The organism is Pyxidicoccus sp. M15 (assembly GCF_056858435.1).
On record NZ_CM166495.1, the window covers coordinates 1,605,903 to 1,621,425 of the forward strand.

Below are 15,523 nucleotides of genomic sequence, written 5' to 3' on the forward strand. Positions count from 1 at the left end.
CAATTGAAGGGAAACGCACTTCGATTCCCCAGGGGAACCATGCGCATCCCGGTGACATTGCTCGTGGCAGGACTCGTGTTCGCGTCCTGTGAGCCCCCATCCGAGGGCGGCACCGCCGAGCCCACCCTCCGCACGCAGGGCCAGGCCATCGACTGCTACGGGACCGGCCCGAATCCGCCGCAGGTCGCGCTCGCCGCGCCCGCCGCTGGCGCGGTCCTGAGCGGCACGGTGACCCTGCGCGCCGAGGCGACGGACGACGACCGGGTCACGCGCGTCAGCTTCTTCGTCGATGGCCAGTTGCTCGTCTCGGATACCACGCCGCCTTTCGAGCTGGTCTGGGACAGCACCACCCATGGCAACGGCCCGGCGGTGTTCACCGCCCTGGCCCAGGACAGCAGGTGCCAATCGACGACGAGCGCTCCGGTGGAGGTGTCACTCGAGAACGCCGGAATCGCCGCGTACGACGCCACGTGGGGCGCGCCCGCCTGCGCGGCCGTGGGTAGCAAGTGCGACTCGGCGGATCTCCTGCAGGGGCGAGGAGGCTTCGGCGAGCTCCACCCGCCCAACACCCTGGGCGGCTCCTGCGCGGATGGCTCGAACAGCGCGGGAGACTTCACGGCTGCCTTGCACCGGCTCGCCGTCTCGCGAAGCGATGGCACCGCGCTCACGGCGGGCAAGGAAGTGACGGTCCAGGCCACGGTCCAGACGACCGGGACCTACGGCTACCAGGCGCTGGACCTCTACGTCGCGCCCGATGCGAGCAACCCCACCTGGACCCTCGTGGACACCCTGTTCCCACCCAGTGCGCTCGGAAGCTGGACCCTCTCGACCACGTACCTGCTTCCGGTGGGCGGGCGGCACATCCTCCGCGGCGTGTACCGCTCGAACGGCCGAGAGACGCCTCCGGTGCCCTGCGTCCCGCTCAACTTCGACGGCAACTTCACCGACCACGACGACCTCGTCATCACGGTGGGCCAGGAGACGGACTCCACGCCTCCGGCCGTGGCCATCACCTCCCCGACGGAGGGCGCGACGCTCGAGCGCGTCGTCACCGTCGCCGTGGCGGCGAGCGACAACTTCGGCGTGCACCGCGTGGAGCTGTACGACGGCACCACCCGCGTCGCCAGCGACGCTCGCGCGCCCTACTCGCTGAGCTGGGCGACGCGGACGGCGCCCAACGGTCTCCACACGCTCACCGCCCGCGCGTATGACCTGGCCGGCAACTTCACCACCTCCGCCCCCGTCAACGTCCTGCTCGACAATGACTTCGTGGCGCCCCAGGTGGCGCTCAGCTCCCCCGTGGAAGGGGCGACCGTGGAAGGCACGATTCCGCTCGAGGTCCACGCCACCGATGACCGGGGCACGGTGCGCGTCGAGCTCCATCTGGACGGCCGCCTCCTCGAGACCCGGTACGCCCCGCCGTACACCGTGGTCTGGGAAAGCCGCTACGGGTACTCCAATGGGGTGGCCAATGGGCCGCACGTCCTCAGCGCGACGGGCTATGACCTGGGCGGTAACGCCTCGCCCCCGAGCGTGGTGAATGTGGTCGTGAACAACGACTACACCGCCCCATCGGAGAGCTCGCTCACCTCGCCCGCCAGCGGGGCGCTCCTGAGCGGTCTCGTCACCCTCACGGCCACCGCGAGCGACGACCGGGCAATCGCGGCGGTGGATTTCTACGTGGACGGCCTGCTCATCGGAACCGACACGACGGCGCCGTACTCGCTCGCCTGGGACTCGGCGGAGGTGTCCAATGGCAGCCACGCACTGAAGGCCCTGGCCCGGGATGCCGGAGGCAACAACAGGCCCAGCGCGAACGTCCCCGTGCAGACGAGCAACGCGGGCAACGTGCGCTTCGACACGTCCCTGAGGGTTCCCCGGTGCGACGCCGCGACGGCGCGCTGCGACAGCCGCGAGCTGCTGCTGGGACGTGGGAGCCAGGAGCGGAACACGCCCAACACGCTGGACGGCTGCGTGGACGGCAACTCGTTCGATTGGTCCCACATGAGAGAGGCCGTCGAGCGGATCCGCATCATCCGGGAGGATGGGACGGCGCTGGCCGCCGGAAAGCGGGTCCGCATCGAGGTCGACGTGCGGGCCGGCTACATCCCCGCGGACACCCTGGACCTGTACCACCTGGCGAATGCCGCCTCGGGGGCCTCGTTCACGAAGTTCGCCGCCCTCCAGCCCACGGACGGGGCAGGGCCCCATCAGACGCTCTCGGCGGAGCTCGTCCTGCCCGCCGGCAACCTGCAGGCCATTCGCGCGCGCATGCAGTCGAACGTAGACCTGTACCATCCGCAGTGCCGGGCGGAGGACGACTTCACCGACCGCGACGACCTGGTCTTCGCGGTCGCCCAGGAGACGGACACCGTCCCCCCTCACCTGGCCGTGCTCACCGCTCCCACGAATGGCGCGGCGGTGACTGGAAACGTCCTGCTGACGGCCGAGGCGAGCGACGACTTCGGCGTGGCGGCCGTGGACTTCCTTGACGGCGAGACGCTGATAGGGACGGACACCACGGAGCCGTTCAGCGTGAGCTGGAACAGCAGGAATGGCCCCAACGGCAGCCGCACGTTGACGGCCCGGGCCCGCGACCTGGCAGGAAACGCGAGCAGCTCGGCGCCCGTGACGGTGACGGCGTCCAACGACCTGTCGGCGCCAGTGGTCACCCTCACTTCTCCCGCCGAGGGCTCCCGGCAGACGCGCTACATGGAGTTCGCCGCGGACGCCACGGATCCCGAGGGCGTCATCCGGGTCGACTTCTATTCGGGCGAGCGGCTGGTCGGCTCCGACTCCTCGGCTCCCTATTCCTGCTCCTGCGACACGAAGATCACCGGGACGGGCCGGACCTCCCTGACCGCCCGGGCCCATGACGTCTCCGGCAACGTGGGAGTCTCGGCGCCGGTGGTGGTGACCGTCGCGCCTGAAGTCTCACCGCCCTCCGTCTCGCTCACCGCGCCAGGTGGAGGTGAGGTGCTCTCCGGGACGGTGACGCTCATCGCGAGCGCCTCCGATGGCTCCGGGGTGAGCAAGGTGGAGTTCCTCCTGGACGGTGCCCAGGTGCTGGGGTTCGTCACCATCGCGCCCTACAGCTACGTCTGGAACAGCACGACGGTGCCCAGCGGCAGCCACACGCTGAGCGCGCGCGCCACGGACAGCTACGGCAACACCGCCACCACCCCGGCGGTGAACGTGACGGTCGACAACACCGCGCCAACAGTGGCCTTCACCGCGCCTGCGCAGAATGCCCTGGTCCGGGGCACCGTCCTGGTCAGCGCCACCGCCAGCGACAACCTGGACGTGGAGCGGGTCGAGCTCTACGCGGACGGGGTGCTGATTGGCACCGACACCAGCGCGCCTTACGAAGTGAGCTGGAACAGCGCCGCCCAGGCGGACGGTGTCCGCCTGCTCAACGCCAGGGCCTACGACCGCGCTGGCAATGTCACGAGCACTCCGTCGCTCGTGGTGAACACCGACAACACCCTGCCGGACGCGGCGCTCACGTCACCCGCGCCAGGGGCGTTCCTCCGGGGGACGCCCGTGCTCGTGGCCACCGCCAGCGACTCCGTGGGCGTGGCGAGGGTCGAGTTCCATGACGGCGCGGCCCTGATTGGAACCTCCTCCGTCCCGCCCTACCAGGTGGGCTGGAACACCGCTGGCGTGACGAACGGGGCCCATGCCCTCACCGTGAAGGTCTTTGACAGTGCCGGCAACGTGCGCACCTCCGCTGGGGTCGGGGTAAGCGTCGACAACGCCGCACCGGTGACGGCCCTTGGCACTCCGGCACAGAACGCCTCCGTCCGGGGAACCGTCGCGGTCAGCGCCACCGCCAGCGACAACCTGGGCGTGGAGCGGGTCGAGCTCTACGCGGGCGGGACGCTGATTGGCACCGACACCACCGCGCCTTACGGGTGGAGCTGGGACACAACGGCCGTCGCCACTGGCAGCGTCATCATGCTCACCACGCGGGCCTACGACGCGGCGGGCAACGTCACCGTGTCCGCCGGCCGCACCGTCACGGTGGACTCCACCGCGCCTGGCGTGGCCATCACCGCTCCTGCCAACGGGACCTCGTTCTCCTTCCTCACCTTCAGCACCACCCTCCAGGCGAGTGCCAGTGACAACGTGGGCGTCGTCCAGGTGGTGTTCTACGACGGCGCCTCCGTCATCGGCTCCGACACCACCGCTCCCTACAGCGTGAGCTGGAACCTGCTGAATGCCTCCAAGGGCACGCACACCCTGACGGCCAGGGCCCATGATGCAGCGGGCAACGTCACCACCTCGGCGCCCATCTCCGTGAAGGTGAACTGAACCCTCGGACGCGGATGCGGCCTGGCAACCCTGCGGGCTTGCCGGGCTCCTGGATGTGGAGGCGAAGGCCGTCCGCACCCTCAGGTGAGCGCGGTTCGCGAGCCCGGGTTCAGGGCCTCACGTCCGCCCGCCGGTTGACCCTGCCTCCCGTCGTCCGCGTCGTGGCGGTGGTCGTCGTCGATTCCAGCGGCCGGCGCCACGGGAAGGTGAGCGCGAGCGCCGCTCCCGCAAGCCCCACGATGGAATAGATGAGGCGACCAATGGCGCTGGTCTCCTCGCGTGAGCCGCCGCCGAAGATGGCGTCCACGAGGTTCCAGTTGAAGAAGCCGATGAGGCCCCAGTTGATTGCGCCGATGATGACCAGCACGGCCATCACCTTGGCGAGCGCTCCCTTCAAGCGGTCAGCATCTACGCGTTCCATGGCTCGACTCCTTGGATGGCGGTGGCTCCAGGTTGGAAACCCGGGCTGCCCTCCACCTCAAGATGTGCATTGGCGGGGCTACCTTTGGTCCAGGAGACGACCATGGAACGCGTGTCCCGGAGCCTGACCGACAAGGAAGCGGCCATCGCGAAGCCACGCCCGGCCAGGCCGCGGAGGCGCTGGACCGGGAGCGCGGCGGAGTGGAAGGGCCTCCTTGACGGGCTGAGAGGCGAGTGGCGGCGCAACAAGCTGAGTGACGCAGCGGCGGCCCTCACGTTCTACGGCGTCCTCTCCCTGTTCCCCTTCCTGCTCCTGGTCGTCGCCATGGCCGGCCTCACCATCCAACCCTCGGAGGTGGAAGCGCGCATCGGGGCGCTGGGGCGCACGATTCCACCGGCGTTCACCCAGCTCGTCTATGCGCAGCTCGCGCACCTCACCTCCGGGCCCGGCAGGGGAATGCTCACGTTCAGCGCGCTGGCCGCCGTGTGGTCGGCGACCGCTGGCGTGGTGAGTCTCATGACGGCCCTCAACACCGCCTACGGTGTGACGGAGCGCCGACCGCGCTGGAAGGTATTCGGGATAGCGCTCGGCGTGATGCTGGCGCTGGCCGTCCTGGCGCCGCTCGCCGGGCTCGTCGCGGTGGCGGCCCCCGCCCTTGCGACCCGGCTCGGAGAGCCCTGGGCGACGCTGGCCGCCTGGCTGAGATTTCCCCTCGCGGCGCTGCTGATGATGCTGCTCTGGGGGACCCTCTACTCGGTGCTCCCGGATACCCGGCGCGGGTTCAAGCTCATCACGCCCGGCTCCGTGGCCGGGGTGCTCGTCTGGCTCGCCGCTTCGTTGTGCTTCGCCGGGTATGTCTCCCGCTTCAACACCTTCGGCATCACCTACGGAGCCCTGGGGACCCTCATCGTCCTGCTGCTGTGGATGTGGATCTCCTCGCTCGCGCTGATGCTGGGGGCCGAGCTCAACGCCGTCCTCGCTCGCCGTCCCCGGCGGGCAGCACGGCCCGGCGAGGGCGCTGAAGCCTCACGGTGAGCCGCACGTCGAGCTCTGGCCCCTCGAGCAGGTGCGAGGTGGGCCCCGGCACGAGGGCCAACCCGGGCCGCGGGGTGTCGCGGCCCAGGGTGGCGGACCCGCCGAGGCGGTCTAGCCGATGCCGAAGAGCTTGCCGAGGCCGCCCAGCGCGCCCTTGGCCAGGTCGCCCACCGCGCCGCCGATGTCCTCCAGCGCGCCGAGCGCATCCTCCGCCGCGCCGATGCCCGCCTCCGCCAGGTTCTTCAGCTTGCCCACGGAGTACTCCGCCAGGTCCCCGCCCGCGCCGGCCAGGTCCTGCAGCGCCTCCACGCCGGCCTCGTCCAGGTTCTCCAGGCCGTCGATGACCGCCTTCGCGCCGTCGGACAGCCCGTCCGCCCAGGCCTTCGCCACGTCCTTCATGGCGTCGACGCCGTCGGAGAGCAGCTCGGTGGCGGCGTCCTTCGCCCAGTCCACCCCGGCGTCAACGCCGCGGGCGATGGCCTCCGCCGCCTTCTTCGCCGCCTCGCCCGTGCCCCGCGCCAGGTCCTTCAGCGCCTCCTGCGCCGCCGACGCCGCGGCCTCGGCGAGCTTGCCGGTGCCCGCGGCCAGCTCCTCCAGCTTCTCCACGCCCGCCTCGCCCAGGTCCTTCAGCGCCTCCACCGCCTCGCCAGCGAGCTCGACGAACTTCCCGCCGAGCTCCTTCATGGCGTCCCAGGCCTTCTCGGCGATCTTCCCGCCCTGCTCGAGGCCCCACTTGGCCATCTCGAGCGACTCCTTCGGGCCGTAGTGCTCGACCATGTGGGCGATGCCCAGGGGGCCGCCGGCGACCGCGCCGACGAGGTTCACCGCCTTCACCCAGTCCGGCGCCTCGTAGTCCTGCCCCTGCGCCTTGGCCTCCTCCATCTTGGCCTTCTCGGAGCTCAGGCCGATGTCGAGGGCGAGCTCCGCCACGCCGAGCACCGCGCCCGCCGCCAGGTCCACGCCCACGCCCACGCCCGTCGCGTCGAGGATGAGGCCGCCCACCGCGTCCAGCGCGTTGAGCTTGGCGCCCGTGAAGGCCAGGAAGCTCAGGTCCTTGTCCTGCGACTTGAGGTCGAAGCCCTCCTTGGTGAGCCGCCCCGCGTCGTACAGGCCGGGCAGCGCGCCCAGGCCCGGGACAATCTTGCTCAGGTTCTTCAGGACCTTGCCGGCGACGTCGGCCGTGACGGTGACGCCCATCTTCCCGAGCAGGCCCGTCATCATGTCCAGGCCCTTGGACAGCGTCTTGCCCAGCTGGCCCAGGACGCGGCCGTCCATGTGCTCCAGCGCGGGGCCCGCCACCCTCAGCACGTCCTTGATGATGGTGCCGTCGGTCTTGCCCGCGAACTTCGCCAGCTTGGCGATGCCGTCCGCGTCCATGTTCCTCGTGAGCTTCACGAAGGTGTCCAGGTCCTGGCCGTCCAGGTGCTTCACCGTCTTGGCCAGGTCGCTCAGCGCGCCGTCCGTGTTGACGAGCTTGCTGAACTCGGAGGCGTCCAGCCCCTTGAGGCTCTTGGCGAGCTTGTTGGCGTCCGCCGCGTCCACCCCGTCCAGCGAGGTGAGGAGCTTGTCCAGGTCCCCGGGCGACTTCGCCAGCTTGAGCACGTCCCCGAGGTGGTCCGTGGTGCCGTCCACCGGCATCTTGCCGGCCAGCTTCGCGAGCTTCTCCGTGGTGGCCGGGTCCTTGAGGGCCTCGGACGCAATCTTCGGGTCCAGCCCGTTCACCGCGCCGAGGAAGCGCCTGGCCTCCTCCGGGGTGGCGGCGTTGTTGACCTGCTTGAGGACGTTGTCGAGCCCCCCCGCGTCGTTCACGTCGAGCTTCTGCAGGAGCGGGGTGAGGTCCTTCAGGTCCACCTTGCTGCCGGCGCGGCGCAGCTCGCCGACCTGGTTGGCGGTGAGCTTGCTCTTCAGGTCATCCGGCAGGTTCCCCAGGGTGCTGTTGGCCAGCGACTGGGCGTCCTTGACCAGTCCTTCCGGGTTGGGGACGCGTGCGTCGCGGAGCGCCTGGACGAACCCCTTGGTGTCGCGCCAGGCCCCCGGCGCCTCTCCGGCGAGCTGCAGCGCGGCGACGGCCTTGTCCTCGGGCTTGGCGTTCGGGTCCAGCAGCGTGAGGCCGGCGCTGGCGAAGCGCGCGGGGCCGTCCAGCTTGCGCAGTGCCGGGCCCAGGTCCTTCAGGGCCTGCGGGCCCTCGGCGCCGAGCAGGTTCTTGGCCGCGTTGGCCAGCTGCACGCCGGCCTTGGCCTTGGCGGCGTCAGAGGCGTTCGGGTCGAAGAGGGCGGTGTAGGCGTCCACCGCGGCCTTGGCGTTGGGGAGCTGGGCGTTGGCGCGGTTGAGCAGATCGTTGCCAGGGATCTTCTCACCAATCTTGCCCAGCACCTCCTTCACCTTCTCGGGAGGCAGCGCCTGGTTGATGGAGCCTCCCAGGGCGAGCGCCGCGGACAGCCGCTTGTCGGGGGGCGAGTCCGGGTTGAGCAGCGTGCGGGCCGCGCCGCGCGCGCTGTCGGTGCGGAAGACGTTGAGGAACTCGCGCTCGGTCAGCTTCAGGGCGCCCGCGGTCTCGACGGACTCCGTCGCCTCCTGCGGCGTCTTGCCCGAGTGGACCTCCGTGGTGAAGAGCGGGTCCTTCAGCGTCTTCTTCACCGCCTCGTCGGTGCGCGTCTCGCCCGCCGCGGAGATGATGCGCGCCAGGGCCTCCTTGTCCTGCACGTCCTTGAGCGGGACGTCATTGGGGCGCGGGCTCTCGCCGCGCGTCGCCTGGGCCTCCAGCCGGTTGCCGAAGGCGACCAGGTCCTGGCCGTTCTTGATGCCCAGCTGCTCCAGCGCGGCGCGGTTCTCCGGCTTGCTGTTGAGGATTTCGAACTGCTGGTCCCCCTTGATGCGCTGCTGCGTCTCGGCGGTCGACGGCGCCTGGGTGCCCAGCAGCTTCTCCAGCTCCGCCTTGCGGCGGGTGCCCTCGAAGGCGGACGCCAGCTCGTTCTTCTTGGGCTCGGTGGCCTTGATGTCCTTCTCGGTGAAGGGCTGGGCGACCTTCTCCCTCTTGGCGATGTCGTTCGCCTTCGTCATCTCCGTCGCCGCCTTCTTGGCGGTGAGGGCGACGTTCTCCTCGGCCTTCTGGAGCGCCTGCGCCTTCTGCTGGGAGAGCCGGGTGGCCTCGTCCGCCTTCTGCTGGGCGAGCTTCGCGGCCTCGCCCGCCGTCTTCTGCTCCGCGGGCGTCTTCGTCTTGTCGGCGGCCTGCTGCTTCGCGGTCTCCGCGGCCTTCCTCGCCGCGGCGGCGGCCTTCGCGGCCTCGGCGGCGGCTCGGGCGGCGGCCTCGGCTGCCCTGCGCGCGGCTTCCGCGGCCCGGCGGGCCTCCTCGGCGCGGCGGCGCGCGGCTTCGGCTGCCGCGGCTGCTGCCGCCGCGTCACTTCCGGAGGTGCTTGTCGTGCTGCTGCCGCTGACGCCGCTGGTCGAAGCAACCATGTTTCAAATCCTCAAGGGGCGAGAAATCCCTGGTCCAATCATCGGCGGCGTGACGGGAAAGTTGCCTCTTCCCGCTCTTGAAGGGTGCTCACCTCCGCACCCCCGCCGCCCGGTGGGCGGTTTCAAGACTCCCGGTACGCAAGGACTTGAACTGGGGTTACATGGTCCCCTCCGATTTCCGGAGTTGGGGTGGGTTTGGACCCATGGCGGCGTGACTGACGGGAGGGTGGGGCAGGGATTGCCCCAACGGCGTTCCTGACGAGGCCGTTCTTGCCCGAGGGGGCAGGTCTTGCCCTTCCTCCCGAGGTCCGCCGGGGGTTGGAAATCCTGGCCTCATGAAGCCACCTGGCTCGGAAGAGCCCCTGGATGCGGCCGGGAGGCTCGACGTGGCAGGCCCGTTGCAAAACGGCCCCTCGAACCTTGAAACGAGGGTCTGTCCATGAAGACGAACGCAAGAAGAATGGCTTCGGCCAGCAGTCTGGCTTTGATTCTCACGGCCGCGGGTTGCGGCGGGGAGTACGTCGACAACAACGTGGAAGGCGAGTCGCACGAGAGTGCCGAAGCGCTCATCACGCGCGGCGATTTGAACGAAACGGCAGACGGCGTCACAGGTGTCGCGCCCCTGGCGCCCTTTCCGCAGATGCTCACGACCCCGCCGCCGAGCAGCGATGACGGCACCCTGAGCCCGCGAGGCGCGGCCGCGCGACACGGCACGCACGAGTCGAAGACGTTCGAGCAGCTCGTGCAGCGCTGGCGCCAGCACTACGCGGCCGGCATGCGGTTGATCGACCTCGACGTCTACGAGGACACGAACGGAACGGTGCGGTACTACGGGACGTGGGCGCCCGGCACCGGTGGCTCCGCCCTGTACCGTTACACGAGCAAGGCGGCGTTCCTGGAGCGCGTGGAGACGCAGCGCCAGCAGAACAGCAAGCTCGTCGAGATGGAGGTCGTCACCATCGGCGGCACGACCTGGTACTACGGCGTCTGGAACGGCGCGGGAAACAACGCCCCGGTCACCGAGAGCACGTCGTGGACGGCCTTCCAGAGCCTGCACGCGCAGCGCACGGCGCAGGGGCAGCGTCTGGTCGACCTCGAGGTTGCGCTCGAGAACGACCAGCCGCGGTACTGGGGCGTGTGGGAAATGGGCACGACGCCCACGCAGCACCTCCTGCGCAGCACCTCGCTGACGGCCTTCGGCGACGCGTATGCGGTGGCGCGCGGGCAAGGGAAACGCCTGCGGCACCTGAGCGGCGTGACCCGGGCTGACCAGAGCCAGGAATACGTCGGCGTCACGGACGAGGCCTCGGACGGCTGGGCCTACTACGTCTACACGAGCTGGGAGCTCTTCAAGAGCCAATGGGCAGACCAGGCGGAAGCCGGCCGGTCCCTGCGCGACGTGGAGGTCATCGATCGCCCCGCTGGCGGCCGTTATTACATTGGCACGTGGGGCAACGCGCCCGCGGACCCCGTGGGCCGCACCGACACCGCGCTGATGGCGACGCAGATCCAGAATGCCTTGTCCGGGAAGGTGGCGGGATTCTCGTACGCGGTCGCCGACCAGTCGCAGCTCGCCCTCGCGGGGGCAGGCGGCTTCGCGCAGCGCGCGCCGAATCCGACGCACGCGATGACGTCGCGCACGCCCTCGACGCTCGCCAGCGTGACGAAGCATCTCACGGGGGTGGCGATGCTCGCCCTGCTCGAGCGGAATGCCATCGCGCCAGGCGCCGAGGTCCTCGCGCACCTGCCGGGCGCGTGGCTGCCCGATTCGACGTTCGACGGCCTGAGCTTCGAGCACCTCCTGACGCATACCTCCGGGTTCAACCAGCTCCTGACGACGACGAGCGTGCAGGGCGCTGGCAACGACTGGGGCGGGCTGAAAATCATGGTGGAGCAGGTGGGCGCGACGCCGGGCGCGAGCCGCCAGTACAAGAACGCAAACTTCGCCTTGCAGCGAGTCCTCATTCCCGCCCTGCGGCGAGAGCTGGAAGGCGCGTCGATTCCGGTCGTCACGGAGGCGAACTCGCGCGAGCTGTACCTGCAAGCGCTCGACTCCATCGCCTTCGAGCGTCTCGGAATCGAGGACATCTCGTGCCAGCCGGTGGCCGGCCAGATCGAGGCCCTCTCGTACAACACCGCCGATGCCACCCTCGGCGGGAGGTCCTGGGCTACGACGAGCAGCGGCTGCGGCGGCCACGCCGGGCTGCAGATGAACGCGCAGCAGCTCGCGGAGTTCCTCACGGGCGTGCGCTACAGCGACCATATCCTGTCCGCGTCGAGCAAGTCGTACATGGACACGAACCGGGCAGGTTGGAGCTCTGCGACGGCGGTCGACGGCGGCATGGCCTACTCGCACGGTGGTGACTACTACGCGACGTCCGGGCGTGAAACGCACACGTGCGTGATGCGCCTGCCGGACGGAATCGACGCTTCGCTCATCATCAACTCGAATACGCCGACGAGCCCGTGCAGCGTGCTGGCCACCGCCTACAACGCCGCGACGCCGTAAATGGTTCCCCCGCGCAGGCCGCCCGGCGCAAGCGCGACGGGCGGCCTGCGCGACAAGACTGGGGACGAGCCGTCCTCTCGACACATCAGGCAGGGGTCTATCCGTGAAGACGAACGCAAGAAGAATGGCTTCGGCCAGCAGTCTGGCTTTGATTCTCACAGTCGCGGGTTGCGGCGGCGAGTACGTCGACAATCACGTGGAAGGCGCGTCGAACGAGAGCGCCGGGATGCTCACGACCCCGCCGCCGAGCAGCGATGACGGCACCCTGAGCCCGCGAGGCGCGGCCGCGCGACACGGCACGCATGAATCGAAGACGTTCGAGCAGCTCGTGCAGCGCTGGCGCCAGCACTACGCGGCCGGCATGCGGTTGATCGACCTCGACGTCTACGAGGATACGAACGGAACGGTGCGGTACTACGGGACGTGGGCGCCCGGCACTGGTGGCTCCGCCCTGTACCGTTACACGAGCAAGGCGGCGTTCCTGGAGCGCGTGGAGACGCAGCGCCAGCAGAACAGCAAGCTCGTCGAGATGGAGGTCGTCACCATCGGCGGCACGACGTGGTACTACGGCGTGTGGAACGGCACGGGAAACAACGCCCCGGTCACCGAGAGCACGTCGTGGACGGCCTTCCAGAGCCTGCACGCGCAGCGCACGGCGCAGGGGCAGCGTCTGGTCGACCTCGAGATTGCGCTCGAGAACGGCCAGCCGAGGTACTGGGGCGTATGGGAAGTGGGCACGACGCCCACGCAGCACCTCCTGCGCGGCACCTCGCTGACGGCCTTCGGCGACGCGTATGCGGTGGCGCGCGGGCAAGGGAAACGCCTGCGGCACCTGAGCGGCGTGACCCGGGCCGACCAGAGCCAGGAATACGTCGGCGTCACGGACGAGGCCTCGGACGGCTGGGCCTACTACGTCTACACGAGCTGGGAGCTCTTCAAGAGCCAATGGGCAGACCAGGCGGAAGCCGGCCGGTCCCTGCGCGACGTGGAGGTCATCGATCGCCCCGCCGGCGGCCGTTATTACATTGGCACGTGGGGCAACGCGCCCGCGGACCCCGTGGGCCGCACCGACACCGCGCTGATGGCGACGCAAATCCAGAATGCCTTGTCCGGGAAGGTGGCGGGATTCTCGTACGCGGTCGCCGACCAGTCGCAGCTCGCCCTCGCGGGGGCAGGCGGCTTCGCGCAGCGCGCGCCGAACCCGACGCACGTGATGACGTCGCGCACGCCCTCGACGGTCGCCAGCGTGACGAAGCATCTCACGGGGGTGGCGACGCTCGCCCTGCTCGAGCGGAATGGCAGTGCGCCAACCGCCGAGGTCCTCGCGCGCCTGCCGAGCGCGTGGTCGCCCGATTCGACGTTCGACGGCCTGAGCTTCGAGCACCTCTTGACGCATACCTCGGGGTTCAGCCAGCGCCTGGCGACGACGAGCGTGCAGGGCGCTGGCAACGACTGGGACGGGCTGAAAGTCCTGGTGGAGCAGGTGGGGGCCATGCCGGGAGCGAGCCGCGAATTCAAGAACGCAAACCTCGCCTTGCTGCGAGTCCTCATTCCCGCCCTGCGGCGAGAGCTGGAAGGCGCGTCGATTCCGGTCGTCACGGAGACGAACTCGCGCGAGCTGTACCTGCAAGCGCTCGACTCCATCGCCTTCGAGCGTCTCGGAATCGAGGACATCTCGTGCCAGCCGGCCGCCGGCCAGATCGAGGCCCTCTCGTACAACACCGCCGATGCCACCATTGGCGGGAAGTCCTGGGCCACGACGAGCAGCGGCTGCGGTGGCCACGACGGGCTGCAGATGAACGCGCAGCAACTCGCGGAGTTCCTCACGGGCGTGCGCTACAGCGACCATATCCTGTCTGCGTCGAGCAAGTCTTACATGGACGCGAACCTGGCAGGTTGGAGCACCGCGACGGCGGTCGACGGCGGCATGGCCTATTCGCACTATGGCAACTACTACGCGACGTCCGGGCGTGAAACGCACACGTGCGTGATGCGCCTGCCGAACGGAATCGACGCTTCGCTCATCATCAACTCGGATACGCCGACGAGCGCGTGCAGCGTGCTGGCCACGGCCTACAACGCCGCGACGCCGTGAGCTGGCGACGAAGGGCGAAGGTGGACTGACGGGTGGGCTTCCGGCGGTGGCTTCGATTCCCGCCGCCTCCAAGCAGCAAGGAGCCCCGTGGCGCCGCAAGGTGCCACGGGGCCTTGCTTTCACGCGGCGCGGCGATGGACACCTCCGCGCCCTCGTCCGGACGCGCTAGGGTTCGGCGCGCGCCACGTAGAGCCCGGCGTTCACCCCGGGCGCATTGCGGGTGTAGATGAGCAGGCGGCCGTCAGGGCTCGCCAGGAAGTTGGCGTCGACGCCGGTGGCGATGCGCCGCGGCTCCAAGGTCTTCCTGGAGACGTCCACGACCCTCAGGTCGCCCGTGAACGTGCCGAGGTCGAAGTTGTCGAGGTACGAGACGTTGCTCCCCTTGGCCGGAAGGTAGTTCCACGCCTTGTCATCGCTGTATTGCCGCGAGGTCGTGCCGGACCGAGCGAAGAGGGCACCCAGCCCGTTCGCCGCGTCGGTCGAGCGCGCGAACAGGAAATGCTTCGAGTCGGCGGTGAAGTTGGGAACGCCGCTCCAGTTGCGAGGCTCGGCGTCGACCACGACGGGCTGGCGCTTACCGCGCACGTCGACCAGGTGCTGGTCGAGCCCAAGGCTCGACGCCTGGGTGAAATAAGCGAGCTTCTTGCGGTCTGGCGAGCCCCAGGGCCTGGTGATGAGGTCCGAGCCGGCGAGCGTCGTCAGCAAGCCGCGGATGTTCTCGACCAGCGTGGTCCGCTCGCCGGTGGCCGGGTCGAACCGCTTCAGCGCCGGCCGGGTGCCGACGAGGCCGACATACACGACCCCGTCCCTGGTGATGAAGCCCGTGCGAGTGACATTCTGGTCAACGACGATGGGCGCTCGGTCCTCGGAGACCACGACGGCCGTGGACGGAGACGCGAGCGTGGTGAAGAAGGTGGTTCCGCTCTCGTCCGCGGTGAAGAAAGGCGGCGTCGCCACGCCGCTGAGCAGGTCGGCCTTCGTGCTCCCTCTCCAGCTGGACAGCGTCGCGGTGCTCTCCCCGGGCCGGCAGTACAGCGCGACCGGGTGCGCGGAGTCGCCGCTGCCCACGAAGCTCGCCCACGGACGGCAGAAGCCGAAGGGGAACCCCATCGGGATGCCGGCGGCCATCGTCGTGCGCGACGAGAGGTCGGCCGACGCCAGCTCCAGGTCTCCCGAGGTTCCATCCGCGCTGCCTCGCGTGGGGTACAGGACCGAGCGCCCATCGGGGCTCGCCGCGGTAGAGAAGGTTCCGATTGGCGAACCGTCCGAAGCGAAGTTCGCGCCGGACTCCGCGCTCCAGACCCACAGCGGGCTCACGCCAAACCCGGGCTTCGTACGGTCGGGATTCGTCCAGACGAACGCCACCTTCCCGGAGGCGTAGACGAAGGCGACGTTTCCCGCCGGGACGGAGGCCACGTGCTGCCGCTGCGCTCCTGAAACGAGGGCCGAGGCGAAGACCTCGGTGCCCTCCTGGTAGAGCACGTAATCGTCGCTTGTCACCGCGAGCAGCTGCTGGGCGCTCCCGGACTGAACGAGCAGCGGAGCGGAACTGGAGACCTCCTGGGTCTCCTGCAGCGTCTGGAGGTCGTGGGTCGACGGGTCACCACAGCTCGCAAGCGCCAGGACCCATCCGCCAATCAGCAATCGTCTCGTCATCGGTTTCTCCCGTTGGGGTTCGCGGGAAAAAATGCCG

Annotated in this window: 7 protein-coding genes; 4 read left to right on the forward strand and 3 right to left on the reverse strand. The window is 69.5% G+C overall.

Annotated features, from left to right (window positions below; genetic code table 11):
- The first annotated feature begins 63 nt into the window (after positions 1–63).
- Positions 64–4,314, forward strand: a complete 4,251-nt coding sequence (locus ACX9TP_RS06425) for an Ig-like domain-containing protein (RefSeq protein ID WP_482978833.1) — start codon at positions 64–66, stop codon at positions 4,312–4,314.
- Positions 4,315–4,423: 109 nt separating this feature from the next.
- On the opposite strand, the gene ACX9TP_RS06430 is transcribed toward ACX9TP_RS06425, so the two are convergent.
- Entirely contained in the window at positions 4,424–4,735 is a 312-nt protein-coding gene (locus ACX9TP_RS06430) for a DUF378 domain-containing protein (RefSeq protein ID WP_482978834.1), read from the reverse strand.
- Positions 4,736–4,837: 102 nt separating this feature from the next.
- Between ACX9TP_RS06430 and ACX9TP_RS06435 the strand changes: the two genes are divergently transcribed.
- Entirely contained in the window at positions 4,838–5,770 is a 933-nt protein-coding gene (locus ACX9TP_RS06435) for a YihY/virulence factor BrkB family protein (RefSeq protein ID WP_482978835.1), read from the forward strand.
- A 111-nt stretch (positions 5,771–5,881) separates the two neighbouring features.
- Here the strand turns inward: ACX9TP_RS06435 and ACX9TP_RS06440 are convergent, their stop codons facing one another.
- Positions 5,882–9,226 (reverse strand): hypothetical protein, encoded by a 3,345-nt coding sequence (locus ACX9TP_RS06440; RefSeq protein WP_482978836.1) that lies wholly within the window; start codon positions 9,224–9,226, stop codon positions 5,882–5,884.
- 439 nt (positions 9,227–9,665) lie between these two features.
- Between ACX9TP_RS06440 and ACX9TP_RS06445 the strand changes: the two genes are divergently transcribed.
- Entirely contained in the window at positions 9,666–11,735 is a 2,070-nt protein-coding gene (locus ACX9TP_RS06445) for a serine hydrolase (RefSeq protein WP_482978837.1), read from the forward strand.
- Positions 11,736–11,838: 103 nt separating this feature from the next.
- A complete protein-coding gene (locus tag ACX9TP_RS06450; protein WP_482978838.1) occupies positions 11,839–13,830 on the forward strand; it encodes a serine hydrolase in 1,992 nt (663 codons plus the stop codon).
- 165 nt (positions 13,831–13,995) lie between these two features.
- Here the strand turns inward: ACX9TP_RS06450 and ACX9TP_RS06455 are convergent, their stop codons facing one another.
- Complete coding sequence (locus ACX9TP_RS06455) at positions 13,996–15,486, reverse strand: hypothetical protein (protein WP_482978839.1); 1,491 nt, start codon at positions 15,484–15,486, stop codon at positions 13,996–13,998.
- Positions 15,487–15,523 lie beyond the last annotated feature (37 nt).

Bases quoted from the DNA above. Each gene is read 5' to 3' on its own strand.
- ACX9TP_RS06455 (WP_482978839.1), bottom strand. From the start codon at position 15,486: ATGACGAGACGATTGCTGATTGGCGGATGGGTCCTGGCGCTTGCGAGC.
- ACX9TP_RS06440 (WP_482978836.1), bottom strand. From the start codon at position 9,226: ATGGTTGCTTCGACCAGCGGCGTCAGCGGCAGCAGCACGACAAGCACC.
- ACX9TP_RS06430 (WP_482978834.1), bottom strand. From the start codon at position 4,735: ATGGAACGCGTAGATGCTGACCGCTTGAAGGGAGCGCTCGCCAAGGTG.
- ACX9TP_RS06445 (WP_482978837.1), top strand. From the start codon at position 9,666: ATGAAGACGAACGCAAGAAGAATGGCTTCGGCCAGCAGTCTGGCTTTG.
- ACX9TP_RS06435 (WP_482978835.1), top strand. From the start codon at position 4,838: ATGGAACGCGTGTCCCGGAGCCTGACCGACAAGGAAGCGGCCATCGCG.